Source organism: Rahnella sp. P4_A8 (genome assembly GCF_056402435.1).
The window spans coordinates 20495-43930 of record NZ_JBFUHK010000008.1 but is presented as its reverse complement, the minus strand read 5'-3'; the positions used below and the strand labels follow the sequence as shown (position 1 = coordinate 43930).

22 protein-coding genes and 2 pseudogenes are annotated in these 23436 nt (G+C 53.1%); 7 read left to right on the top strand and 17 right to left on the bottom strand.

Translation table 11 applies throughout. The annotated features are described in order from the left end of the window. Positions 1 to 6 precede the first annotated feature (6 nt). From yihS to yihU, 3 genes and pseudogenes are all read right to left on the bottom strand, one after another. Positions 7 to 1248, bottom strand: a complete 1242-nt coding sequence (gene yihS, locus AC1DUO_RS06505; RefSeq protein WP_119262157.1) for a sulfoquinovose isomerase — start codon at positions 1246 to 1248, stop codon at positions 7 to 9. A 15-nt stretch (positions 1249 to 1263) separates the two neighbouring features. Then, positions 1264 to 2142: a sulfofructosephosphate aldolase gene (yihT, locus tag AC1DUO_RS06500; protein WP_112151080.1), complete on the bottom strand. Its 879-nt coding sequence runs from the start codon at positions 2140 to 2142 to the stop codon at positions 1264 to 1266. Positions 2143 to 2164: 22 nt separating this feature from the next. Next, positions 2165 to 3047: pseudogene (yihU, locus tag AC1DUO_RS06495) on the bottom strand (sulfolactaldehyde 3-reductase). 172 nt (positions 3048 to 3219) lie between these two features. Between yihU and AC1DUO_RS06490 the strand changes: the two are divergent. After that, complete coding sequence (locus tag AC1DUO_RS06490) at positions 3220 to 4116, top strand: sugar kinase (protein ID WP_477986830.1); 897 nt, start codon at positions 3220 to 3222, stop codon at positions 4114 to 4116. Positions 4117 to 4152: 36 nt separating this feature from the next. Further along, complete coding sequence (locus AC1DUO_RS06485) at positions 4153 to 4938, top strand: DeoR/GlpR family DNA-binding transcription regulator (protein WP_013577356.1); 786 nt, start codon at positions 4153 to 4155, stop codon at positions 4936 to 4938. A 103-nt stretch (positions 4939 to 5041) separates the two neighbouring features. Here AC1DUO_RS06485 and AC1DUO_RS06480 read toward each other — a convergent pair whose 3' ends face one another. Further along, positions 5042 to 6235 carry an amino acid aminotransferase gene (locus AC1DUO_RS06480; protein WP_013577357.1) on the bottom strand — a complete coding sequence of 398 codons (1194 nt, stop codon included), beginning with the start codon at positions 6233 to 6235 and terminating at the stop codon, positions 5042 to 5044. Between the two features lie 225 nt (positions 6236 to 6460). Here AC1DUO_RS06480 and AC1DUO_RS06475 point away from each other — a divergent pair. Next, positions 6461 to 6631: pseudogene (locus AC1DUO_RS06475) on the top strand (SDR family NAD(P)-dependent oxidoreductase); the annotation flags it as partial. A 94-nt stretch (positions 6632 to 6725) separates the two neighbouring features. Here AC1DUO_RS06475 and AC1DUO_RS06470 read toward each other — a convergent pair. Both AC1DUO_RS06470 and AC1DUO_RS06465 read right to left on the bottom strand, forming a co-directional pair. Continuing rightward, on the bottom strand, positions 6726 to 7358 hold the full coding sequence (locus tag AC1DUO_RS06470) for a YitT family protein (protein ID WP_013577359.1): 633 nt from the start codon (positions 7356 to 7358) through the stop codon (positions 6726 to 6728). Positions 7359 to 7603: 245 nt separating this feature from the next. Then, entirely contained in the window at positions 7604 to 8068 is a 465-nt protein-coding gene (locus AC1DUO_RS06465; RefSeq protein ID WP_013577360.1) for an Lrp/AsnC family transcriptional regulator, read from the bottom strand. Positions 8069 to 8202: 134 nt separating this feature from the next. On the opposite strand from AC1DUO_RS06465, the gene AC1DUO_RS06460 reads away from it, so the two are divergent. Next, a complete protein-coding gene (locus tag AC1DUO_RS06460; RefSeq protein ID WP_013577361.1) occupies positions 8203 to 8982 on the top strand; it encodes a transporter substrate-binding domain-containing protein in 780 nt (259 codons plus the stop codon). 3 nt (positions 8983 to 8985) lie between these two features. On the opposite strand, the gene alr is transcribed toward AC1DUO_RS06460, so the two are convergent. Both alr and dnaB read right to left on the bottom strand, forming a co-directional pair. Beyond that, positions 8986 to 10065, bottom strand: coding sequence for an alanine racemase (alr, locus tag AC1DUO_RS06455; RefSeq protein WP_119262158.1), 1080 nt, complete (start codon positions 10063 to 10065; stop codon positions 8986 to 8988). 108 nt (positions 10066 to 10173) lie between these two features. After that, positions 10174 to 11580, bottom strand: a complete 1407-nt coding sequence (dnaB, locus tag AC1DUO_RS06450) for a replicative DNA helicase (RefSeq protein ID WP_013577363.1) — start codon at positions 11578 to 11580, stop codon at positions 10174 to 10176. Between the two features lie 182 nt (positions 11581 to 11762). Here dnaB and AC1DUO_RS06445 point away from each other — a divergent pair, with 182 nt between their 5' ends. After that, entirely contained in the window at positions 11763 to 12746 is a 984-nt protein-coding gene (locus AC1DUO_RS06445; protein ID WP_112151084.1) for a quinone oxidoreductase, read from the top strand. 396 nt (positions 12747 to 13142) lie between these two features. Here AC1DUO_RS06445 and pspG read toward each other — a convergent pair whose 3' ends face one another. After that, positions 13143 to 13379, bottom strand: coding sequence for an envelope stress response protein PspG (gene pspG / locus AC1DUO_RS06440; RefSeq protein WP_013577365.1), 237 nt, complete (start codon positions 13377 to 13379; stop codon positions 13143 to 13145). Positions 13380 to 13571: 192 nt separating this feature from the next. After that, a complete protein-coding gene (gene dusA, locus AC1DUO_RS06435) occupies positions 13572 to 14579 on the bottom strand; it encodes a tRNA dihydrouridine(20/20a) synthase DusA (RefSeq protein ID WP_119262159.1) in 1008 nt (335 codons plus the stop codon). Positions 14580 to 14841: 262 nt separating this feature from the next. Here dusA and zur point away from each other — a divergent pair, with 262 nt between their 5' ends. Next, positions 14842 to 15351, top strand: a complete 510-nt coding sequence (gene zur, locus AC1DUO_RS06430; protein ID WP_037035116.1) for a zinc uptake transcriptional repressor Zur — start codon at positions 14842 to 14844, stop codon at positions 15349 to 15351. A gap of 158 nt (positions 15352 to 15509) precedes the next feature. Here zur and AC1DUO_RS06425 read toward each other — a convergent pair whose 3' ends face one another. From AC1DUO_RS06425 to AC1DUO_RS06410, 4 genes are all read right to left on the bottom strand, one after another. Next, the gene (locus AC1DUO_RS06425) at positions 15510 to 15719 is read right to left on the bottom strand and encodes a CsbD family protein (RefSeq protein WP_013577368.1); all 210 of its coding nucleotides are present in this window, start codon (positions 15717 to 15719) and stop codon (positions 15510 to 15512) included. 189 nt (positions 15720 to 15908) lie between these two features. Continuing rightward, a complete protein-coding gene (dinF, locus tag AC1DUO_RS06420; protein ID WP_119262160.1) occupies positions 15909 to 17273 on the bottom strand; it encodes an MATE family efflux transporter DinF in 1365 nt (454 codons plus the stop codon). 298 nt (positions 17274 to 17571) lie between these two features. Continuing rightward, the gene (gene lexA / locus AC1DUO_RS06415) at positions 17572 to 18180 is read right to left on the bottom strand and encodes a transcriptional repressor LexA (RefSeq protein ID WP_013577370.1); all 609 of its coding nucleotides are present in this window, start codon (positions 18178 to 18180) and stop codon (positions 17572 to 17574) included. A 119-nt stretch (positions 18181 to 18299) separates the two neighbouring features. After that, positions 18300 to 18668, bottom strand: a complete 369-nt coding sequence (locus AC1DUO_RS06410) for a diacylglycerol kinase (protein ID WP_119262161.1) — start codon at positions 18666 to 18668, stop codon at positions 18300 to 18302. 117 nt (positions 18669 to 18785) lie between these two features. On the opposite strand from AC1DUO_RS06410, the gene plsB reads away from it, so the two are divergent. Further along, positions 18786 to 21269 carry a glycerol-3-phosphate 1-O-acyltransferase PlsB gene (gene plsB / locus AC1DUO_RS06405; RefSeq protein ID WP_013577372.1) on the top strand — a complete coding sequence of 828 codons (2484 nt, stop codon included), beginning with the start codon at positions 18786 to 18788 and terminating at the stop codon, positions 21267 to 21269. Positions 21270 to 21366: 97 nt separating this feature from the next. On the opposite strand, the gene ubiA is transcribed toward plsB, so the two are convergent. From ubiA to psiE, 3 genes are all read right to left on the bottom strand, one after another. Beyond that, entirely contained in the window at positions 21367 to 22233 is an 867-nt protein-coding gene (gene ubiA / locus AC1DUO_RS06400; protein WP_119262162.1) for a 4-hydroxybenzoate octaprenyltransferase, read from the bottom strand. 41 nt (positions 22234 to 22274) lie between these two features. After that, complete coding sequence (ubiC, locus tag AC1DUO_RS06395; RefSeq protein ID WP_013577374.1) at positions 22275 to 22814, bottom strand: chorismate lyase; 540 nt, start codon at positions 22812 to 22814, stop codon at positions 22275 to 22277. Positions 22815 to 22903: 89 nt separating this feature from the next. Beyond that, positions 22904 to 23311: a phosphate-starvation-inducible protein PsiE gene (gene psiE / locus AC1DUO_RS06390; protein WP_013577375.1), complete on the bottom strand. Its 408-nt coding sequence runs from the start codon at positions 23309 to 23311 to the stop codon at positions 22904 to 22906. Between the last annotated feature and the right edge of the window lie 125 nt (positions 23312 to 23436).

The following is a 23436-nucleotide window of genomic DNA, read 5'->3' as shown; positions in this document are numbered from 1 at the left end:
TGATTTTTATTTTGCATTAACGTCCAGCAGACCCGCAGCCACGGCAGGCGCCAGCCCAGGTGCCAGCGGCAGACGCGGGATCACCAGGCAGTGCAGCAGATGATAAATATCCTGTTTGCCGTCCCAGACTTTGGTGGTGACGTTGTTGTCAGTGTCCAGCTCCTGCCACCACGAACCATTTTCGTAGTCCATCAGGTATTTCACGCAGTAATCCCACCAGGTCTGATACCAGGTTTCGTATTGCGCCTCGCCGGTCACGCAGTGCAGTGCATACGCGGTGCCCATTGCCTCCACAACCGGCCAGCGCACGCGTTCACGCACGATGGGTTTCCCGTCCCAGTCAACGGAATAAACAAAACCGTCTGCGCCATCCGGTGCCCAGGCATCGCGGAGGGTGGCGTGGAACAGCCCTTTGGCATCCTCCAGCAACCAGGCTGGTGGCGTTTCAAAACGGGCTTCCAGCGCGGCATGCAGATGCAGCATCAGCCGTCCCCATTCGATCCAATGCCCCGGCGTGCCGCCGTAAGCGCGGAAACGGTGCGCCGGATTATCTTTGTTGTAATCGCGGATCGGGTTCCAGTGCGTATCGAAATGTTCATTAACGCGATACTCGCCGGGCCGGGCGACGTCATGAATAATGACCGAGGCAATCCTCAATGCGCGATCCAGCCATTTGCGTTCGTGCGTGATGTCATAAACAATCAGGAAAGCTTCGACGGCGTGCATATTCGCATTGCCGCCGCGATAGGCTTCGGTTTCGCTGAAGGCTTCATCCCACGACTCGAGACACATCTGTTCGTCTTCACTCCAGAAATACTTTTCGATCACGCCGATGGCCTGATCGAGTAACGCTCTGGCCTCAGGATGGCCGGTGGTGACCGCGCTGGCGGCGCCCAGCAAAACAAAGAAATGCTGATAACCTTGTTTCGAGGCATCCACCACGCCTTCATCATTTACGCAGGCGTACCAGCCGCCGTATTGTTTATCCGCCAGCGCGCCGTTGAGGGCACGGATGCCGTGATCCACCAGCGCATACGCACCGGGACGGCCCATGCCTGCGGCAACGGAATAGACGTGCAGCATGCGGGCAGTGATCCACAAATGGGTGCCCATCTCTGCCCGGACCTGGCCGTTATTGCCCAGCCAGCCAAAGCCGGTGGCCACAGCGGCATTTTTGCCAAAATCGAAGATCCGGTCGGTTTCCTGCTCAAGCCAGCGGTGGTGGCTCAACGTGTTAAACCATTTCATTTTCCACTCCTTTCGTTAGCGGCGGCGCGCCATCATCTCGTCCACAATGTCGCCCAGGCGCTGTAATTTCGGCGCGGAAACATCCCTGAGCATGAGTTCGGTATCAGGTAAACCGACCACGGATGACCAGACCGCACGGCCTGCGAGGAAACCGGACGCGCCCGCCGTCATGGCGACGCTGACCGCGCGCGGGAAGAGTTTTTCATCAACACCGGAGGAGAGGATCACCCACGGCATATGAATATGTTCATTGAGGTGTTGCGATGCACGTAGCAGTTCAGCCTGCGTACCGCGCCCGCTGAGTGGCATTTCGACTTTATAAAGATCAGCGCCGCTGTCGCCGAGTTCTTTTGCGGCATCGATAATCGCCTGTTCGCGGTCAAATTTGTCGCCACGACGCGGCGGCCTGACCACCGGCTCGATAATGCTCAGCAGCCCGTGTGCATGGCAGCGCTGATTAAATTCCTTCACCATCGCCAGACGTTGCTGCGGATCTTCATCGCTGCGCCACAGCACCAGTAATTTCAGCGCCTTACCGCCGTTTTCCCGGACCTGTTGCGGATCCACACTTTTATCGATCACCACGCTGTCCACCGGAATGCCGTTGCCCGGAATAAATTCGTCTGCCGCGACAATCATGGCGCAGCTTTTCGCGATGGCCTGTTGCTCAACAATCTGGCGGTAACAGAACTGCTGATCGACCAGAATCGCCGAGGCGTACGGCGATAAAATCCGCGCGGCATTGACTTTAAAATCAGTCAGCACCTGATCGGCGACCGGGGCTTTCGCGCCGGCTGCCGCGAACATTAAGCGCATCGCTTCACGCTGATCGACCGCCAGCATGGCGAAGCCGCCGGACGGACGGGTGATATCGTTAAGGCTGTAATGAGTCATTTAACTTTCCTTGGTTAATGCGTTACGGATGTGTTTTCTGAGCCAGACCGGCGCTGGTGCGCACCTGCTCAAGAATGGCGGTCCAGTCCTGACGCCCGCGCCCGGCGGCACGCGCCTGGTTGTACACTTCGCGGGAAGCCGCACCGAGCGGCATCGGCACATGCAACTGATTAGCGACGTCCAGCGCGATACCGAGGTCTTTATGGGCGAGGTCAATCATGAAGGCCGGTGACAAATCACCTTTCAGCACTTTGTTCGGCCATGAGGTGGTGAAGTGGCCTTTTCCGGCCGGGGTGCCGCTCATTACCTGCAGCGCCACATCAAAAGAGAGATCCAGCGCTTCGCACAGCACGGCGGCTTCGGCGGAGAGCGCATTCAGGGCGATACTCATGTAGTTATTGATCAGCTTGACGCGGATGCCTTTGCCCGGCCCGCCCGCGTTAATCAGCTCCGAGCCCATCGCCATCAACACTGGCCTCGCGCGCTCAACCTGTTCTGCCGTGCCGCCAGGTACCGGCCACTGCGTGATCAGAGGTTCTGCCCACCGGCACATCCATCATGCTGAAACCTTTTTCATGCATCTGCGCAATCAGCTTGTCGGTCTGTAACGGATGGATAGTCGACATATCAATAACCAGCGCGGACGGGCTCAGGGTTTCGCAAATACCATCACGGCCAAATAAAACCTCACTTACCAGATCGCCGTTGGGCAGCATAGTAATGACAAATTCTGCGCCCGCCGCCGCTTCTGCCGCGCTCTTGCTGCCCGTTGCCCCCTGTTGTATCAGTGAGTTAACCGTCTGCGGGTTGAGATCGAACACCGCTAACCGGTGTCCCTGTTTAATCAGATTGGCCGCCATCGGAGCGCCCATTTGCCCCAGACCAATAAATGCCACGTTTGCCATCCGTCTCTCCTTTGTGCTGATCAGCCATGTCACTTTTTGATAATCAGCGGTGTCTGTGTTTGTCGTTTTTTGATCGTATTTGTAATTTAAGGTCAAAAAATTGACAGCCATCACTTTTTTAACAATTCGCTAAATTAAAATAACCCCATCAAAACACGCTTAAGGAATAGCCATGATTCGTATCGCCTGTGTCGGAATTACCGTGATGGACCGGATCTATTACGTTGAAGAACTGCCTGCGGAAGGAGGGAAGTATGTCGCTGAAAAATATCATGAAGTGGGTGGCGGTCCGGCGGCCACGGCTGCGGTGGCGGCGGCCAGACTGGGCGCACAGGTGGACTTTATTGGTCGCGTGGGCGATGACGATACCGGCAACCGGCTGCTCGCGGAGCTGGAATCCCTGGGGGTAAATACCCGCTATGTCCGTCGCGTTGAGCAGGCCCGTTCTTCGCAATCCGCCATTCTGGTGGACAACAAAGGTGAGCGGATCATCATCAATTATCCCAGCCCGGATTTACCCGTTTCCGCCGAGTGGTTACAAGCCATCGACTTTTCCCAGTGGGATGTAGTGCTGGCTGATGTGCGCTGGCATGACGGCGCGAAGCAGGCGTTTACCCTGGCGCGCCAGTCCGGTGTGCTCACCGTGCTGGATGCCGATGTGACGCCACAGGATATCGCCGAACTGGTGGCGTTAAGCGACCACAGCGCCTTTTCCGCGCCCGGTTTGCAACGGCTGACCGGAAAAACGGACGCCGGTTCTGCGTTAGTTGACGCCCAAACGCTCACAAATGGTCATGTGTATGTCACGCAGGGCGGGCAAGGTTGTCTCTGGCTGGAAAATGACCGTCTGCATCATCAGCCGGGTTTTGCCGTCAACGTAGTGGACATCACCGGCGCAGGGGATGTTTTTCACGGCGCACTGGCGGTCAGTCTGGCCCATGGAGCGTCGCCCGCCGAAGCCGTGCGCTTTGCCAGCGGCGTTGCTGCACTGAAATGTACCCGGCCGGGTGGCCGTGCGGGGATACCTGACTGTGATCAGGCCCGGTCTTTTTTGTCACTTTCTGTATAGAATACGACTCAGACGCTCATTTTAAAGGATGTATCCATGAGTCTTACTGAACTGACCGGTAATCCGCGCCACGATCAACTGCTCGCATTGATTGCCGAGCGTGGTTACATGAACATTGAAGAACTGGCGGCGTTACTGGATGTCTCGACCCAAACCGCCCGCCGCGATATCCGCAAGCTCAGCGATCAGGGGCTGATCACGCGCCATCACGGTGGCGCGGGGCGGGCCTCGAGTGTGGTCAATACCGCCTTTGAGCAGCGCGAGATTTCCTGGACGGAAGAGAAAAAAGCCATTGCGGAATCCATCGCCGATTACATCCCCGACGGCTCAACGGTGTTTATCACCATTGGCACCACAGTCGAGCAGGTCGCGCATTCGCTGCTCAATCATAACCGGCTGCGGATTATCACCAATTGTCTGCGCGTCGCGCATATTTTGTATAAGAACCCGCGCTTTGAGGTGATGGTGCCTGGCGGCACGCTGCGCCCGCATAATGGTGGCATTATCGGCCCGGCGGCCACGGCTTTTGTCGCCGGATTTCGTGCCGACTATCTGGTGACCAGCGTCGGCGCAATTGAAAGCGACGGTGCCCTGCTGGAATTCGATGTCAACGAGGCCAGCGTGGTGAAAACCATGATGGCGCATTCACGCCATATCCTGCTGGCTGCTGACCACACCAAATATCATGCCTCAGCGGCGGTCGAAATCGGCAATGTCTCACAGGCCACGGCGCTGTTCACCGACGAACTTCCGCCCGCCGGATTGCTCAAGGTGCTGAAAAACCATCAGGTCGAAGTGATAAAAGTCAGTACCGCGGAATAAAAAAGGCCGACATTTCTGTCGGCCTTAATCAACATCTTATCCCCTAAATAATTCGGGTTGCGGGAAGGCGGTAAGCTCACGCAGCCCGAAGTATGACGGGGATTTACTGAACCGCGGCGAAAGCCTCAGCCACTTGCTTCACATTGTGGTGATTCAGACCGGCCATGCAGACGCGGCCGCTGAGTATCAGGTAAACGCCAAATTCTTCACGCAGACGGACAACCTGCGCTTCGCTGAAACCGGTGTAGCTGAACATCCCGCGCTGTTGCAGCAGGTAGTCAAAATTACGGCCCGGCAAGGCGGTTTTCAGGCTGTCGACCAGCGTGTGGCGCATTTCGAGAATACGGGTACGCATTTTCTCGACTTCGGCTTTCCACTGGGCATTCAGCGCGCTGTCGCTCAGGACTTTCGCCACTACTTTTGCGCCGAAGCTTGGCGGGCTGGAGTAGTTACGGCGCACGGTGGCTTTCAGTTGCCCCAGTACACGTCCCGCCGCATCGCTGTCTTCACAGACCACAGACAGGCCGCCGACACGTTCGCCGTACAGGGAGAAGATTTTCGAGAAGGAGTTGCTGACGAAGCAGTTCACACCTGCCGCAGCCATCGCCCGGATGGCGTAAGCGTCATCGTCAATGCCCGCGCCAAAGCCCTGATAAGCGATGTCGAGGAACGGGATCAGCTCACGCTGTTTGGTGATTTCAATCACCTGATCCCACTCCGCTGGCGTCAGGTCAGAACCGGTCGGGTTGTGGCAGCAAGGGTGCAGCAGCACAATGCTTTGCGCTGGCAAGGTTTTCAGGCGGTCAATCATCGCCGGGAAATTTACCCCCAGCGTCTCCGGGTCAAAGTACGGATAGGTATGCACTTTGAAGCCTGCGCCTGCAAAGATAGCCACGTGGTTTTCCCAGGTCGGGTCGCTCACGTAAACTTCTGAATTCGGGAAATAAAACTTCAGGAAATCAGCACCGACTTTCAGTGCGCCGGAACCGCCGACGGTCTGAATGGTCGCAATACGCTGTTGTTTCAGCGCCGGATGATCGGCACCAAACAGCAATTCCTGAATGCCTGCGCGGTATGCGGGCAGACCTTCCATTGGCAGATAGACTGACGCGGCCTGTGGCCCGGCGTTCAGTTGTTGCTCTGCATTTTCCACTGCCGCCAGTTGCGGAATAATACCCTGCTCGTCGTAATAAAGACCGATGCTCAGGTTTACCTTATCTTGTCTCGGATCGGTCTTGAAGCTTTCCATCAGCGACAAAATCGGGTCACCGGCATAGGCATCGACATGTTGGAACACGGTATACATCTCCTTGGTTTGGTTAAGTGGCGCTGCGATCCACATCCGGCAACCCGGCGCATCGCAACTGTTTCACAGACTATCAAAGTTCGTTAAAAAAGATGACAACTATGTTGTCGATTTTCGGGCACTCATTGCGTATCAAACCGTCCGTTCGCCTGAGATGCTGATCCGCTCACATCAACTACGATCAAATGGACATCTCATTCTTCCCGGAGCAAACCAATGACAACTCAACACTCACTGCAAGGTAAAGCCGCTTTCGTTCAGGGCGGTTCACGCGGCATCGGTGCCGCCATCGTTCAGCGTCTGGCCCGCGAAGGTGCCAGCGTGGCCTTCACCTACGTTTCTTCCGAAGAAATTTCCGGCCCTGAAGCGGGGTATATCACCGGCGCAAATCTGACAATTGACGGCGGTTTCGGCGCGTAACACTTGCCGGTTCATTCATAAAAATGGCGCAGTCCCCTGCGCCATTTTTTTATCCATTTCGTCAGACGCTGTAGCGCCCCGGACGGTGATTCATCGCAATGATCAGGTTGACGATCACCGCGCCCAGCACCGAAGCAATCAGCATTTCAAGGCTGACCACAAACAGCGATGCCAGCACGATGCAGCAGTCCACACCCATTTGCAGTTTACCGGCGCGAATACCGTATTTGTCCTGCAGGAACAGCGCCAGAATGTTCACGCCGCCCAGACTGGCTTTGTGGCGGAACAGCACAATGAAGCCGATGCCCATAATCACATTGGCAAACAGCGTGGCGTAAAACGGCTGAAGATGATCGAAATGAACAAACAGCGGATGCAAATCAGAAAACACGGAAACCAGCGCGACAGCAGCAAAAGTTTTCAGTGTGAACTGCAGACCCATGCGACGAAAAGAGAGGTAATAAAAAGGTAAGTTGATGATAAAAAAGGCCGTACCGAATGATACCTGCGTCACGTAATGCGCCAGAAACGCCATTCCCGCCGTGCCGCCGGTCAGTGCGCCGACCTGACGCAACATCACCACACCAAAAGAGACCATCAGCGTACCGATAATGATCGCCAGCGCATCTTCAACCAGCGTGTGCCCGATGCGCGGCTGCTCAACCGGCTGTTTGATGTCGTCTACACTTGCCATAATTCCCTGTACCTCAAAATAATAATACTAAAGACTGATTTTGAGATAATTAATGAGATGGGGAGTTAAGGCAATATTCACGCATAGAATTTGCATTAAAAATCGAAAATAAGATTTTATGACGCGTTAATTATTCTTTACATGCACAGATCACGCATATTAATTCAAAATATTGCACCATTAAAGTGAGTCTGCACCAAAATAAATCACCCAAACAGTGCACCTGAAATACGCCCTTATTTTTCTCAGCTAAGCGTCAATAAGCCGTTTTCTTTTAAACGGTTAAGCACTACCGATGTTTTTACGTGGGCGACACTTTTATGGACTGACAGAATTTGGCTGATCAACATGCTTAAACCGGCTAAATCTTTCACCGCAACTTTCAGCAAATAATCCGCATCGCCAGTGGTTTTATAGGCATCAATAATGGAATCGACTTCGCCCAGCATGCTGTGAAATGCATCGACCTGTGCGGGCAAATGATTGATAAGCCTGACTTCAATCAGACCAATCATGCCTAAGTCGAGGGCTTCCGGTGCCAGACGGGCATGATAACCGAGAATGAGTTGTGCCTGTTCCAGACCAATCCGGCGGCGTGAACACTGTGATGCTGACAGTCCGACCAGCTCGCTTAATTCCTGGTTAGTCAGTCTTCCGTTGGTTTGTAATAAGGTCAGAATTTTCAGATCGTAATCATCAATGCTGTACATGGCAGTGTTCCTGTCGCTTTAATTTTTATATGTGGATTCTTATTGCAAAAAACATTCCCACTATAACCAGTTATAAATACTTTTCGGCCGTTTTTTCTTATACTTGCGCATGATTTAAACGCAAGGAAAAAATAATGAAAAAAGTATTCTACTCTCTCGTTTTGCTGTCAGTTTTGCCCGGTCTCGCAAAAGCAGAGCCGGCATCTTCACGCCTTGAACGCGTATTACAGAAAGGCTCGCTGAATGTCTGCACCACCGGCGACTATAAACCGTATACATTTTTGAAAGAAAACGGTGAGTATGAAGGCATTGATATTGCAATGGCGGAATCGCTGGCGGCGAGTCTGGATGTGAAAGTGAACTGGGTACCGGTCACCTGGAAATCTCTGCCGGACGAAATGAGCGCAGGGCATTGTGATATCGCGATGGGCGGGATTTCGGTCACGCTGAAACGCCAGCAAAAAGCCTGGTTTGCCAACGTACTGGATCAGGACGGCAAAATCCCCCTGGTGCGCTGCGAAAATGTGCGTCAGTACCAGACGGTTGAGCAGTTAAACCGTGCCTCCGTGCGCCTGATTGAACCGGCAGGCGGTACCAATGAAGCCTTCGTACACAGCCATCTGCCAAAAGGCACGCTGACCCTGAGCGATAACGTGACCATCTTCCAGAAGCTGGTGGATAAGAAAGCGGATGTAATGATTACGGATGCTTCGGAAGCGCTGTTTCAGCAGAAACATTACCCGAAACTGTGTGCGGTAAACCCGAAGAAGCCGCTGCAATATGGCGAAAAGGCTTACATGCTGCCGCGTGATGACGTGAGCTGGAAGATGTATGTCGACCAGTGGCTGCACCTGAGCAAAGCCACTGGTGAATATCAGAAGATCGTCAGTCAGTGGCTGGCCGTGAAAAAGTAAGACTTAGTCGCCAATATAAACGCGGGCAACGCGCTCGCTGAGCTGGGTAATCAGCTCATAAGCACTGATACCGGTTGCCTGCGCAATGCGCTCAACCGGTAATTTCCCGCCCCAGAAAATCACTTCATCGCCGACCTTATCGGTCGCATCTGGCCCTAAATCGACAGTGATCATATCCATCGACACACGCCCGGCAACCGGCACTTCCCGACCATTGACCAAAACCGGCGTACCGTTCGGCGCACTGCGCGGATAGCCGTCGCCATATCCCATCGCCACCACGCCCAGACGAGTGTCGCGATCGCTGACCCAGGTGCTGCCATAACCGACCGGCTCACCGGCAATATGTTCACGCACGGCGATCAGGCTGGAAGTCAGTGTCATTGCCGGTTTCAGCCCGAAATCGCTGGCCGTTCCGGTTTCCATTGGCGATACGCCGTACAAAATAATGCCGGGGCGGACCAGGTTCATATGCGATTCCGGCCACAACAAAATACCGCCGGAAGCCGCAATAGATTTTTGTCCCGGCTTGCCTTCGGCAAATTCATTAAAACAGTTCAGCTGTTTCGGTGTGGCGTTGCTTTCCGGTTCGTCCGCGCGGCAGAAATGGCTCATCATATTGACCGGCTGAACCACGTTTTTGCAGGCACTCAGACGCTGATAAAATGCATCGGCCTGTGCCGGATGAACGCCCAAACGGTGCATACCGGTATCGATTTTCAGCCAGACATTCAGCGGACGCGCGAGGTCAGCACTTTCCAGCGCATCAAGCTGTTCGAGGCTGTGAACAGCGGTATCAAGCTGATGTTCAATCAGCAACGGTAATTCGCTGGCGGAGAAAAAACCTTCGAGCAGGAGGATGGGTTTTACCACACCGGCTTTACGCAGCATCAGCGCTTCGCTAAGCCGGGAAACGCCGTAATAATCGGCATCCTGCAAGCTATGCACCGTCTCCAGCAGACCGTGCCCATAAGCGTTTGCTTTCACTACCGCAACCAGACGACTTTGTGGCGCCAGATGACGCACCCGTTGCAGATTGTGTCGCAGAGCGCGGCGATCAATGACAGCCGTAGCCGCTTTCATTTTGAGTCCTTTGCATGAATTTGAGAGTTTCTGATAGCAAGGCTGAGAACCAAACCCCACCTAGCCTCCCCTTGTGAAAGGGGAGGGATAAATTCAAAACCCGGGAAGTTAATCCTCGTCGTATTGCGGGCCGCCATAGTTATCAAATCGCGACCACTGACCGTTAAAGGTCAGGCGGACGGTACCGATCGGGCCGTTACGTTGTTTACCGAGGATGATTTGCGCGATGCCTTTTTCTTCACTGTTATCGTGATAAACCTCGTCACGATAGATGAACATGATTAAGTCGGCGTCCTGCTCGATGGAGCCGGATTCACGTAAGTCGGAGTTGACCGGGCGTTTATCCGCACGTTGCTCCAGGCTTCGGTTAAGCTGCGACAGCGCCACCACCGGCACCTGCAATTCTTTCGCCAGCGCTTTGAGCGAGCGGGAGATTTCGGCAATTTCCAGCGTACGGTTATCAGACAACGCCGGAACGCGCATCAGCTGGAGGTAGTCGATCATGATCAGGCTCAGGCCGCCGTGCTCACGGAAGATACGTCGCGCACGCGAACGAACTTCGGTTGGCGTCAGCCCGGACGAATCATCGATATACATGTTACGTTTTTCGAGCAGAATCCCCATGGTGCTGGAAATACGTGCCCAGTCTTCATCATCGAGCTGGCCGGTACGGATTTTGGTCTGGTCGACGCGCGAAAGCGACGCCAGCATACGCATCATGATCTGGTCGCCGGGCATCTCAAGGCTGAAGATTAAGACCGGTTTATCCTGCATCATCGCGGCATTTTCTGCGAGGTTCATCGCAAAAGTGGTTTTACCCATCGACGGACGCGCCGCCACAATGATCAGGTCAGATTTTTGCAAGCCTGCGGTTTTCTTGTCGAGGTCAGCATAGCCGGTTGAAACGCCGGTTACGCCGTCATGCGGGCGCTGGAACAGCTCTTCGATACGGGAGACCGTGCTTTCCAGAATACGGTCGATACTTTTTGGACCTTCGTCTTTACTGGCGCGGCTTTCGGCAATCTGGAATACGCGGGATTCGGCTAAGTCCAGCAGGTCTTCGCTGCTGCGGCCTTGCGGATCATAGCCCGCGTCGGCAATTTCATTGGCGACGGAGATCATTTCCCGGACAACAGCACGTTCGCGCACAATGTCAGCGTAAGCGCCGATGTTCGCCGCACTGGGGGTGTTTTTAGAGAGCTCTGCCAGATACGCAAAACCGCCGACGGAATCCAGATCGCCTTTCTGTTCCAGCGATTCGGAAAGCGTGATCAGGTCGATTGGTTTGCTCATTTCCAGCAAACGCTGCATTTCGGTAAAAATCAGGCGGTGCGGGCGGCTGAAGAAGTCATTGCTGACCACCCGTTCGGCCACATTATCCCAGCGTTCGTTATCCAGCATCAGCCCGCCCAGAACGGATTGTTCAGCTTCCAGCGAATGCGGCGGAAGTTTCAACCCTTCCATCTGGCGATCGCGGTTTTCGTTCTGTTGATTGGTCGGTTTTTTTGCTGCCATCTGTGGATTATTTCCTGCTCTAAGCGCCTGTTTTATGAGCGTCGGGTTTCCAAAAATCGGAGCCTGACTCGCGCGACAGTATAAACCATTTCAAAAGGGTATTAACCCTTAGTGCCGAAAATCTGGATTGTCCCTGACATTTAGCCTAGGGTTGAAATCAGACTCCATCACGAGGAAAAAACATGGCAAAGCGCATCCAGTTTTCTGAAACAGGCACCCCGGACGTTCTGCAATACGTTGATTATCAGCCACAAGATCCGCAGGCAGACGAAGTCCAGGTCGAGAATAAAGCCATCGGTATCAACTATATCGATACTTATGTGCGCAGCGGTCTGTACGCACCGGCCAGTTTTCCGGCGGGTTTAGGCACGGAAGCGGCAGGCATAGTCAGTAAAGTCGGTAGTGGCGTAACGGACATCAAACCTGGCGATCGTGTGGTTTACGCACAATCCGCGCCCGGCGCTTACAGCGAATTCCATAACGTACCACAGGAAAAAATCGCCCTTTTGCCGGACGCGATCAGCTTTGAGCAGGCCGCAGCCTCCTTCCTTAAAGGGCTGACAGTTTATTATTTACTGCGCAAAACCCATGAAGTACAGGCCGGTGAAACCATTCTTTTCCATGCCGCAGCCGGTGGCGTAGGCCTGATTGCCTGCCAGTGGGCGAAAGCGCTGGGCGTAAAACTGATTGGCACCGTGGGCTCTGATGAAAAAGCCGAACGCGCCAGACAGGCCGGTGCATGGGAAACCATTAACTACCAGAAAGAAGATATCGCGACCCGCGTGGCGGAACTGACGAACGGCGAAAAAGTCGGTGTGGTTTACGATTCCGTCGGCAAAGATACCTTTGAAAAATCGTTAAACAGCCTGAAACGTCGCGGTTTACTGGTCAGTTTCGGCAATGCGTCCGGCCCGGTAAAAGGTGTGGATCTGGCGATACTCAATCAAAAAGGTTCGCTGTTTGTGACGCGCCCTTCCCTGAATGGTTACGTGACTAACCGTGAAGAACTGCTGGAGGCGAGCAGCGAGCTGTTCTCAATGATCGCCAGTGGCGCGATAAAAGTGGATGTCAGTGACGCGCAGAAATTCCCACTGTCCGAGGCAAAACGCGCGCATGAAACGCTGGAAAGCCGCGTGACACAGGGTTCAAGTCTGCTCATCCCATAAAAGTTTCCCTGAACCAATGCAAAAAAGGCTTTCACAGTTGTGAAAGCCTTTTTTACTGCCTGACTCAGACGACCTCTGATTTCAGACGGGTACTGCTGTAGGGTACTGCCGGGTAAATCCACAGGGCGATGTCACTTAAGCGACTATTGTGTGCCTCAGCGGACTTGATGAATTCGGTTTACAGCCTGCTGGCTGCCAATGAATTCCATCCTAACAGTCACCCATGTTAAAAAATATGATTTATGCATTTTGACCGCACATTCTGACCCAGCTTGTGATCGCTAGCACATAAGCAAAAGTTATCACTGCAACGGTTACATTTTTTTGCGCTCAGAACACAGTCAGCAATCCCCATTATTTCATGCAGTTACGAAAATCGATAAAGTGAAGCTGTTATTACGGCAAGCGACGGCGACGGTATTTTGGCTCATCAGGCCGGAAAAATGTCCGGTAAATCCAGACCGCAAGCACGGCCAAAAGCAGCCACGGCAACATTTTTACAACAATCGCCAAAAACCCACCCAACATCATCAGAGCAAATGCCACGACCAGCGCCGCAACCATACCCAGTAAAGAAATGCCGGTCAGCATCAGCATAAAGAAAAAACCAAGCACGAAGAGAATTTCCAGCATCAGGTGCTCCTTAATAAGCCATGTGCGATAAGACGTAGCGTCCAAACACGCATTAACCATTACAAGAAACATGCCAGTGTGATGGGATAAATAATTGATTGAATGATAAGGAAAAAATAATTCGCAGGCACGAATGGCCTGCGAAAAGATAGTAAATTTGACTAACAGATAGCGATTTTACTCACCCTGTTTTTATGCCTGCGCCACCACTTCCTGCGGCTGAGCAACCATCTGCAACGCCTGTTCGACCACATCAATGCCCGCGCCGGCTTTATGCGCATTCTCACTCAGATGACGACGGAACTGACGCGCGCCCGGCACCCCCTGGAACAGACCAAGAATATGGCGGGTAATGTGGCCGAGGTAAGTACCTTTGCTCAGTTCCGCTTCGATATACGGATACAGCGCGCGGATAATATCCGGCCCGGTTTTCAGCGGCGCATCAGAGCCGAACAGCTCGCGATCCACATTCAGCAACAGGCCCGGATTCTGGTAAGCCTCACGCCCCACCATCACGCCATCCATATATTGCAGGTGCGTTTTGGCTTCTTCGAGGGTTTTGATACCGCCGTTAATTGCCAGGGTCAGGTGCGGGAAATCACGCTTGAGCTGATATACGCGCGGGTAATCCAGCGGCGGAATTTCACGATTTTCTTTCGGACTGAGGCCCGAAAGCCAGGCTTTACGCGCATGAATAATGAAGGTATCGCAACCGCCGTTTTCTGAAACCTGACGGATGAAATCACACAGAAATTCGTAGCTGTCCTGATTGTCAATACCGATTCGCGTTTTAACCGTGACCGGAATTGAGACTACGTCGCGCATGGCTTTGATGCAGTCAGCCACCAGCGACGCCTGACCCATCAGACAGGCACCAAACATGCCGTTCTGCACGCGATCTGACGGGCAACCGACGTTGAGGTTAATTTCGTCATAACCACGTTCTTCCGCCCGTTTTGCGCAATGCGCCAGATCAGCCGGATTGCTGCCACCAAGCTGCAAAGACACCGGATGTTCTGCATCGCCAAACCCGAGATAATCCCCTTTGCCGTGAATAATGGCGCCGGTCGTGACCATTTCGGTATACAGCAACGTCTGGCCGGTCATCAGCCGGTGAAAATGGCGGCAGTGGCGATCGGTCCAGTCGAGCATCGGCGCAACGGAAAAACGCTGGGCGGAAAAGGGAGTGGTCTGGGGCATTACGTGTTGAGTTTCTGACATCGGCCTGACATTCGCTGAAGGGGTTCGTGACGCTCCCCCCGCTTCGCGCCAGAGGGAAGGTAATCGCTGATTATACCACAGAACAAAGATTCGGCATCTTGTGCCGCTGAGCAGGCGGATGCCGACGTTGCATCACATCTGAATGGCGCATAATTCGTCGTTTTGGTGCAAGCATGATAAAATCATCGGTGGTCGCATGATGTGGCCTATTCATTCCAATCTGCGCTCAGAGACCGTTGCTATGACCCTGAATAATCCGGAAAAATTACTTTCACAAGCTGAAGAACTTTGCCAGCAGCGCAATGTTCGCCTGACGCCGCAGCGGCTGGAAGTACTGCGCCTGATGACGCAACAACCCGGTGCGATCAGCGCCTATGACTTGCTGGATCTATTGCGCGTAAGCGAACCTCAGGCGAAACCACCGACCGTTTACCGGGCGCTGGATTTTCTGCTGGAACAGGGATTTATTCACCGTGTTGAATCCGCAAACAGCTATGTTCTCTGCCATCATTTTGAAGAGCCGAGCCATACTTCTGCGCTGTTTATCTGCGACCGCTGCGGGTTAGTTACCGAAAAAACCACCGACGGCATTGAAGAGCGTCTGGCAAAACTGTCATTAGAATCCGGATTTGAGCTTCGCCATTCCGTCGTTGAAGCGCATGGCTTATGTGCAGAATGCAAAGTAGTAGAAACCTGCGACAGCCATGACCATTGCGATCACGACCACAGTATTGTGGTGAAAAAACGCTGAATGATCGGGTTTTAAGGTTTTGAAGGTGACTCGTAAGAGGAGGATGTTTTGTACAGAGAAGAGGTTGGGTACATCCGTGTACCCGTATCCTGAAGCGTTCCGGGTAGGAGCAGCTAAATCTCAGGATACGTCACTGGCACGCGAGGGGGAGTCGCGTCTTACCAGTGATATTTGTTTTTGGTTTCCCATTCATTGAGCTCTTTCTCGGCCTGATCTTTTTGATAGCCGTAACGCTCCTGAATTTTACCGACTAACTGATCACGTTTACCTTCAACCACTGTCAGGTCGTCATCAGTCAGTTTGCCCCATTGTTCTTTCACTTTCCCTTTGAACTGCTTCCAGTTACCGTCGGCTTGGTCCTTATTCATAAAATATCTCCTGTTACCTTGGGTTTTATGAACTGCATTTCGTCTTGCAGCTCGTCCTTAACACTTTAAAGGTTAGTAGAGAATCTCGATTAATCCTCCTTAAACAGGGATAAAAACCACTATTAGGATTAATCTAAAGCATGAAATAACGACAAAGCTGCGCTTATTTCTTTGAAAATAGCTGAAAAATCAGTGCGACGGAGACGAAAACCATGTGTCATGCCGCCAGTAACGACGCCATATCCAGCCCAGTGAAATCCCGCGTAACCCGAGGAATACCGTCAGCGCCAGCCACAACGCATGATTGCCCAGCAGCGGTAAAGTGAACAATGTCAGCCCGTACCCCAGCGCCGCCACCAGCATGCTGTTTCGCATATCCCGCCCACGCGTTGCGCCGATAAACATGCCATCAAGCAAATAGCACCAGACAGCCACCAGCGGCAGTATAATTTGCCAGCCAAGATATCGGTCCGCCAGCTCACGCAATTCCGGTAATGATGTCAGCGCATCAATGATCGCCCCACCCGCCAGCGCGTAAATCAGAGCAAAAAACAGCGCAACCAGCCCGGCCTGACGACACGCGGCATGCCAGACATTCAGCAGTTTTTCGCGGTTGCGGGCACCGAATGCCTCACCGGAATGCGCTTCGATAGCATAAGCAAAACCGTCAAGTGCAAACGCGGTAAATGTCAGCAGGTTCATCAACACGGCGTTGACCGCCACAATGTGGCTGCCCAGCCGCGCGCCCAGAACGGTCAGCGATGCAAAGCAAAGCTGCAACAGTAATGAGCGCAGCATGATGTCGCGGTTAAGCCCGAGAAGACGGCGCAAATTACCACGCCACGCGGAGGTGATTTCTGCGCCGGTGATACCGCGTCGTTTCATCACCCGCCAGACGAAATACAGCCCGATGAGTAGCGTGAAATACTCGGAGCTTGCCGTCGCCATGGCTGCGCCACGCACGTTCCAGCCCAGCCCGATCACCAGCCACAGATCCAGAATGATATTCAGCAAATTCCCGGCAATCAGCAAAATCACCGGCCCGCGAACGTACTGAATGCCGAGCAACCACCCGAGGATCACCAGATTCGCCAATGAAGCCGGGGCGCTGAACCAGCGGATTTCGATAAACAGCCTCGCCTGTTCAAGCACGGGCTGGCTGCCGCCGACAATGTGAAACGCCAGCTCCATCAGCGGATGACGGAATACCACAATAATGACGCCCGCCAGTACAGCCAGAAGGAAGGGTTGTACAAAAGCACGCGCCAGAAGCTGATTATCTTTCGCGCCCAGCGCCTGAGCGGTCATGCCGGTGGTACTCATCCGCAGAAACAGTAAGAGCATAAAAAGGAAAGTGGTGATCATCGAACCCACAGCCACGCCGCCGAGATAATCCGGGCTGTCGAGATGACCGATCACTGCGGTATCCACCAGGCCGAGGAGCGGCACCGTGATATTGGAAAAAATCATCGGCAATGCCAGCATCCAGAGCGCTTTATCGGCAGGGCTTAAAAAGGTGTTTTTGAGTGTGTGTCGCAGGGAATGATGTTGCATAGAGAATCTCATGCCGGAGGTTCAGGTTATGCCTGTAAATGACATCGCCCCGAAAGGGGCGATGATGAGAGAAACGCATTTCTCTTTGAATTCACATGGATGCCAGAGGCGGCCGCCATCCATATTCAATTAGTTTTAGTCTTGTCTATCTGACACAGCAATTTCTGACTTAGTCATATCTGACCGAGTAATTCGCGTTATATCAAGGCGGCAACTAAGCGAACGCCGGGAGCATACACAAGTATGTGACCGGGGTTCGCGAAGGCAGCCAACGCAGAGATAGCTCGAAGTACGAAGGTCAGATCCAGTCGCCGTTGCGGATAACACCTACGGCTAAGCCTTCAATGCTGAAATTCTGCTCGCGCAAATCCACCACGATCGGCTGAAACTCGCTGTTCTCAGGCAATAACTGCACCACACTGCCTTGTTTTTTCAGGCGTTTCACGGTGACCTCATCATCAATACGGGCCACCACAACCTGACCATTACGCACGTCTTGCGTTTTATGCACGGCCAGCAGATCGCCGTCAAGGATACCAATATCACGCATCGACATACCGCTGACACGCAGCAGGAAATCGGCGCTCGGCTTAAACATTGCCGGATCGATCTGATAGTGCCCTTCGATATGTTGCTGCGCCAGCAGCGGTTCACCGGCGGCAACGCGGCCAATCAGCGGTAAACCTTCTTCTTCTTCCATCAGCAGACGAATGCCGCGTGATGCACCGGAAACAATCTCAATAACACCTTTACGCGCCAGCGCTTTAAGATGCTCTTCCGCCGCATTGGGAGAACGGAACCCCAGACGTGATGCAATCTCTGCGCGGGTTGGTGGCATACCGGTGGTGGAGATATGATCGCGAATAAGGTCGTAGACCTCTTGTTGTCTGGTCGTTAAAGCTTTCATTCCGCCCCCTGGTTGTTTATACAGTCTTGCTGTGAGTATATACAGCTAAACGGTCAATGAAAACCTAAGATTGAATAAAAACAGGGCATAACGTTGATTCCTGGAATGCAGATTCCAAATCAGAACCATCGCGACCAAAAGATGCTGACCCAGACAAAAATCGCCAATATGATGGTCAGAAGTACGGCAGCAGAGCCGATATCTTTTGCGCGACCGGAAAGCACATGAAACTCAGGCCCGATGCGGTCTATTGCACATTCCACCGCGCTGTTGAGCAACTCCGTGACACAGACCAGCACGACGGATCCCACCAGCAGGATACGTTCAATGGTGCTGACATCAAGCAAGAAAGATAGCAAAATTAACGGGATAGCGACGCTGGCCTCCTGGCGAAATGCCGCTTCGTTTTGCCATGCCGCTTTGAATCCTTTCCAGGAATAGCCGGCCGCTTTATAAATTCGGGTAAATCCGGTGACTTGGTTCGCCATTTCGGGTACTGATCCTTAGAGTGTTTGCAGCATTTTAGCTTTTATATGACCACAGATCTCCACGGATCTTTCTGGTATCCTTGCGGCGAAATTGCTAACAAGAGGCTTCACGTTTTTATGTCAGGTTGGCGTAGACTTTATTACACATTATTGAATTTACCACTCTCATTGCTGGTAAAGAGCAAGGTCATACCTTCAGATCCGGTTACCGAGTTGCATTTAGACCCGACGCGGCCGATTTTGTACGTATTACCTTATAATTCCAAAGCCGATTTGCTGACGTTGCGTGCGCAATGTCTGGCGCAGAATCTGCCTGATCCTCTTATTCCGCTGGAAATTGACGGAACCCTGCTACCAAGCCATGTCTTTATAGCCGAAGGCCCGCGCGTATTCTCTTATTACACGCCGAAGCAGGAGTCCGTAAAGCTGTTCCACGACTACCTTGATTTGCACCGCAATAATCCGGATTTAGACATTCAGATGTTGCCGGTGTCGGTAATGTTTGGTCGTGCACCGGGCCGTGAAGGTCAGGACGACACGCCGCATCTGCGCGTGCTGAACGGTATCCAGAAATTTTTCGCTGTGCTGTGGCTGGGGCGGGACAGTTTCGTCCGTTTCTCCAATACCGTTTCCCTGCGTTATATGGCGACGGAACACGGCACAGATAAGACGATTGCTCAAAAACTGGCACGTGTGGCGCGGATGCATTTCTCCCGTCAGCGTCTGGCTGCGGTTGGTCCGCGTCTTCCGGCACGTCAGGATTTGTTCAATAAATTGCTGGCCTCAAAAGCCATTGAGAAAGCGATTGAAGACGAAGCCCGCAGCAAGAAAATTTCCCACGAAAAAGCCCAACAAAACGCCATCGCCCTGATGGAAGAGATTGCTGCTGACTTCTCTTATGAAGCCGTGCGCCTCTCTGACCGTGTGCTGAGCTGGACGTGGAACCGTTTGTACAAAGGCATCAACGTTAATAATGCCGAGCGTGTACGCCAGTTAGCGCTGGACGGTCAGGAAATTGTGTATGTGCCTTGCCACCGCAGCCACATGGACTATCTGCTGCTGTCTTACGTGCTCTATCATCAGGGTCTGGTACCGCCGCATATTGCCGCCGGTATCAACCTGAATTTCTGGCCGGCTGGCCCGATTTTCCGCCGTCTGGGTGCGTTCTTTATTCGTCGAACCTTTAAAGGCAACAAGCTCTATTCGACGGTTTTCCGTGAATATCTGGGCGAACTGTTCAGCCGCGGTTATTCGGTGGAATACTTTGTGGAAGGGGGGCGTTCGCGAACCGGGCGTCTGCTGGAGCCGAAAACGGGCACGCTGGCCATGACCATTCAGGCCATGCTGCGCGGCGGTTCACGTCCGATTACGCTGGTACCGATTTACATCGGTTATGAGCACGTCATGGAAGTGGGTACGTACGCGAAAGAATTACGCGGTGCGACCAAAGAGAAAGAAAGCCTGACACAGATGCTGAACGGGCTGCGCAAGCTGCGTAACCTCGGCCAGGGTTACGTGAACTTCGGTGAGCCGCTGCATCTGACCACTTACCTGAACCAGAACGTGCCAACCTGGCGTGAAGCCATCGACCCGATCGAAGCACAACGTCCAAGCTGGCTGACGCCGACAGTGCAGGATTTGGCAGAACAGATCATGGTGCGCATCAACAATTCAGCGGCAGCCAATGCCATGAACTTGTGTTGTACCGCGCTGCTGGCCTCCCGTCAGCGTTCACTGACACGCGAACAGCTGACCGAGCAAATCGACTGTTATCTGCAATTGCTGCGTAACGTGCCTTACAACGCGGATTCGACGGTGCCTGATCTGACCGCTGACCAGTTGCTTGATCACGCGCTGAACATGAATAAGTTCCAGGTTGAGAAAGACAACATTGGCGACATCATCGTTCTGCCTCGCGAACAGGCCGTGCTGATGACGTATTACCGCAACAACATCCATCATATGCTGGTGTTGCCATCACTGATTTCAAGCATTGTGATGCACCACCGCCAGGTCAGCCGCGCGGAATTACTGCATCAGGTCGAACTGATTTATCCGATGCTCAAAGCCGAACTGTTTATGCATTTCGATACGCCTGAGCTGCCACAAGTGCTGGATGTTCTGACGCTGGAACTGGCGCGTCAGCAAATCATTCACCTTGAAGATGATGAGCTGACACTTAATCCGGCCCGTATCCGCACCCTCCAGTTGCTGGCGGCTGGCGTACGTGAAACGCTGCAACGTTACGCGATTACCTTCTCCCTGCTCACCAATAACCCAAGCATCAACCGCGGGGCACTGGAAAAAGAGAGCCGGATTATGGCGCAGCGTTTATCCGTGCTGCACGGTATCAATGCCCCTGAATTCTTCGATAAAGCTGTGTTCTCGACGCTGGTCGGCACACTGCGCGCAGAAGGCTATATCAGTGACACCGGCGATGCCATTCAGGAACAAACGCGTGAGATTTACCTCATGCTCAGCGACCTGATGACACCGGATATCAAGCTAACTATCGAGAGTGCGGGAATGCCTTCTGAGCTGCCGCAAGCAACGGAGCCACCGGCTGAACCGAAGATGGATGTACGCGATACCGATCATTAACCCGTATTAGCGCCAGACATCAGATTAAAAAAACAAAACGCCCGGACTTTTTACAGAGTCCGGGCGTTTTTAATTGTTGTCGCGCAGGCTAACTTACTTAGAAATTGAAGCCTGACAGGCTCATCAGAATACCGAGGAACAACACCAGCCCGACATAATTGTTCTGGCGGAAAGCCAGGAAACAGGCATCACGTTCACGTTTAGCAATCAGCTTTTGCTGATGCACAAACAGCGCAGCAGCCAGCAGCAACGACCAGTAAAACGGTGCGCTGAGCTGGGAAAGATAACCGACAATCCCCATCAGGATCAGCGTTGCCAGTTGCAGCAGGCCGATGATCAGCGTGTCAAAACGACCAAACAGAATCGCTGTCGATCTCACGCCGATCTTCAAATCATCGTCACGATCGACCATCGCGTATTGCGTATCGTAAGCCACCGTCCAGCAGATATTTGCCACGAACATTAACCAGCAGCTAAGCGGCACACTTTCGCTCACAGCGGCATACGCCATCGGAATTGCCCAGCCAAACGCCGCGCCCAAAACCACCTGCGGCAGATGGCTGACGCGCTTCATGAACGGATAAATCCATGCCAGCGCCAGTCCGGCCAGAGACAGCCAAATGGTCATGCGGTTAAGCAGCAGAACCAGCAGGAATGACACCAGCACCAGTCCGGCGAATAATATTTTCGCCTGCTTGCCGGTGATCGCCCCGCTCGGCAATGGCCGGTGAGCGGTGCGTTTTACGTGACCATCAAACTTACGGTCAGCGTAGTCATTCACCACGCAACCGGCGGCACGCATGAAGAACACGCCCAGCACGAAGACCAGCAAAATCTTCGCAGACGGCATTCCCCCTCCCGCGACCCACAATGCCCATAACGTTGGCCACAACAGCAGCAGTGAGCCAATCGGCTTATCAATGCGCATCAGGCGGCAGTAATCACGCCATGTGCCCTGCGTCATACTTCCTGACACTCTCTGTTCTCCTTGTTGATTAGTCTGACTCATGCCTTGCTCACTTTACCCTCAGGGCGGTGCACCGGCGAATCCGGGAGGAAAATTTCGGTCAGCAGCAGCGGCTTGTCAGACAAACGCAGACGGGAACGGCGCGCCCATAATTCTCCCTGCTCACTGTGTAACTGGCCTAAATGAATGTAATCGCGGGACAAGTTGTTCCCGCTAAACAGATAGCGCCCCAGCGGCACCGTGCCTAAATCGACCAGCGCCAGATCCGGCCCGGTCAGCGTTTCTTCAGGAATGACCGTGCGCCCCAGCAGCCAGGGTTCGGCATCGCCAAACAGCACGATTTCGCGGATCCAGTAACGGGCACTTTCCGGCAACTGCTGTGCTTCGCTTTCACCCAGTTCTTCGCGACTGACAAAACATTCATTTTGCGGTTTCACGGTGACGGTAACACCCTGCTTTTCAAACCGGCGGGTCATGGACCCCATTTCCATCAGCCAGTCAGCCACATCCGCAGGCACCTGCGAAGGGTCGTCAAACCAGTGGATCGGGGATGGTTCGGGGGAATGGGGATCAGACATCAACGGCTCCGTAATGAAGGCATTCATACCTCCAATGAATTATCTGCCTCGCATTCTAGCGCATCAATGCGAGGCAGTAATTGCCTGATTTATTCGCGGCGCAGACGTTCGCTATTGGCCAGAAACAGTGTCACGACCAGCACAAGGATCGCGCAGGCGTAAACCAATGTGTCATAAGGACTTTTGTGGTCGACGATGATCAGACGGATAATCGCGGTGATGCCGATGTAAATAAAATAGCGTAACGGGAAATGATAGCCCGACGAAAAATATTTAATAATCAGGGCAATAAACTCAAAATAGAGGAAGTAAATTACAATCCCTTCAATGAGCAGATATGACGAAGACTGATCGTTATTCACGAACAACACCATTGCTAAATGATAGGTTTCGCGCCCGATAAAAATCATCAGGATCGCGGCCAGTCCTAATAAGAATACGTTCAAAATTCGCTGCATAATGACGGATATCATCAATGCCCGTTTTGATCCTGCCATGTGATCTACATCCCACTTTTGTTATTAATCCCCGCAGAATACCACAGAGTCAGCACAGGAAAAGCGCCATTAAAAAAGGGCCAGCCGGTGAAGGCTAACCCTTTTATTGAGAAATATTTCGACCT

Coding starts and splice junctions, on each gene's coding strand:
- yihS (WP_119262157.1), bottom strand. CDS start 1,248: ATGAAATGGTTTAACACGTTGAGCCACCACCGCTGGCTTGAGCAGGAA.
- yihT (WP_112151080.1), bottom strand. CDS start 2,142: ATGACTCATTACAGCCTTAACGATATCACCCGTCCGTCCGGCGGCTTC.
- AC1DUO_RS06490 (WP_477986830.1), top strand. CDS start 3,220: ATGATTCGTATCGCCTGTGTCGGAATTACCGTGATGGACCGGATCTAT.
- AC1DUO_RS06485 (WP_013577356.1), top strand. CDS start 4,153: ATGAGTCTTACTGAACTGACCGGTAATCCGCGCCACGATCAACTGCTC.
- AC1DUO_RS06470 (WP_013577359.1), bottom strand. CDS start 7,358: ATGGCAAGTGTAGACGACATCAAACAGCCGGTTGAGCAGCCGCGCATC.
- AC1DUO_RS06465 (WP_013577360.1), bottom strand. CDS start 8,068: ATGTACAGCATTGATGATTACGATCTGAAAATTCTGACCTTATTACAA.
- AC1DUO_RS06460 (WP_013577361.1), top strand. CDS start 8,203: ATGAAAAAAGTATTCTACTCTCTCGTTTTGCTGTCAGTTTTGCCCGGT.
- alr (WP_119262158.1), bottom strand. CDS start 10,065: ATGAAAGCGGCTACGGCTGTCATTGATCGCCGCGCTCTGCGACACAAT.
- dnaB (WP_013577363.1), bottom strand. CDS start 11,580: ATGGCAGCAAAAAAACCGACCAATCAACAGAACGAAAACCGCGATCGC.
- AC1DUO_RS06445 (WP_112151084.1), top strand. CDS start 11,763: ATGGCAAAGCGCATCCAGTTTTCTGAAACAGGCACCCCGGACGTTCTG.
- pspG (WP_013577365.1), bottom strand. CDS start 13,379: ATGCTGGAAATTCTCTTCGTGCTTGGTTTTTTCTTTATGCTGATGCTG.
- dusA (WP_119262159.1), bottom strand. CDS start 14,579: ATGCCCCAGACCACTCCCTTTTCCGCCCAGCGTTTTTCCGTTGCGCCG.
- zur (WP_037035116.1), top strand. CDS start 14,842: ATGACCCTGAATAATCCGGAAAAATTACTTTCACAAGCTGAAGAACTT.
- AC1DUO_RS06425 (WP_013577368.1), bottom strand. CDS start 15,719: ATGAATAAGGACCAAGCCGACGGTAACTGGAAGCAGTTCAAAGGGAAA.
- dinF (WP_119262160.1), bottom strand. CDS start 17,273: ATGCAACATCATTCCCTGCGACACACACTCAAAAACACCTTTTTAAGC.
- lexA (WP_013577370.1), bottom strand. CDS start 18,180: ATGAAAGCTTTAACGACCAGACAACAAGAGGTCTACGACCTTATTCGC.
- AC1DUO_RS06410 (WP_119262161.1), bottom strand. CDS start 18,668: ATGGCGAACCAAGTCACCGGATTTACCCGAATTTATAAAGCGGCCGGC.
- plsB (WP_013577372.1), top strand. CDS start 18,786: ATGTCAGGTTGGCGTAGACTTTATTACACATTATTGAATTTACCACTC.
- ubiA (WP_119262162.1), bottom strand. CDS start 22,233: ATGACGCAGGGCACATGGCGTGATTACTGCCGCCTGATGCGCATTGAT.
- ubiC (WP_013577374.1), bottom strand. CDS start 22,814: ATGTCTGATCCCCATTCCCCCGAACCATCCCCGATCCACTGGTTTGAC.
- psiE (WP_013577375.1), bottom strand. CDS start 23,311: ATGGCAGGATCAAAACGGGCATTGATGATATCCGTCATTATGCAGCGA.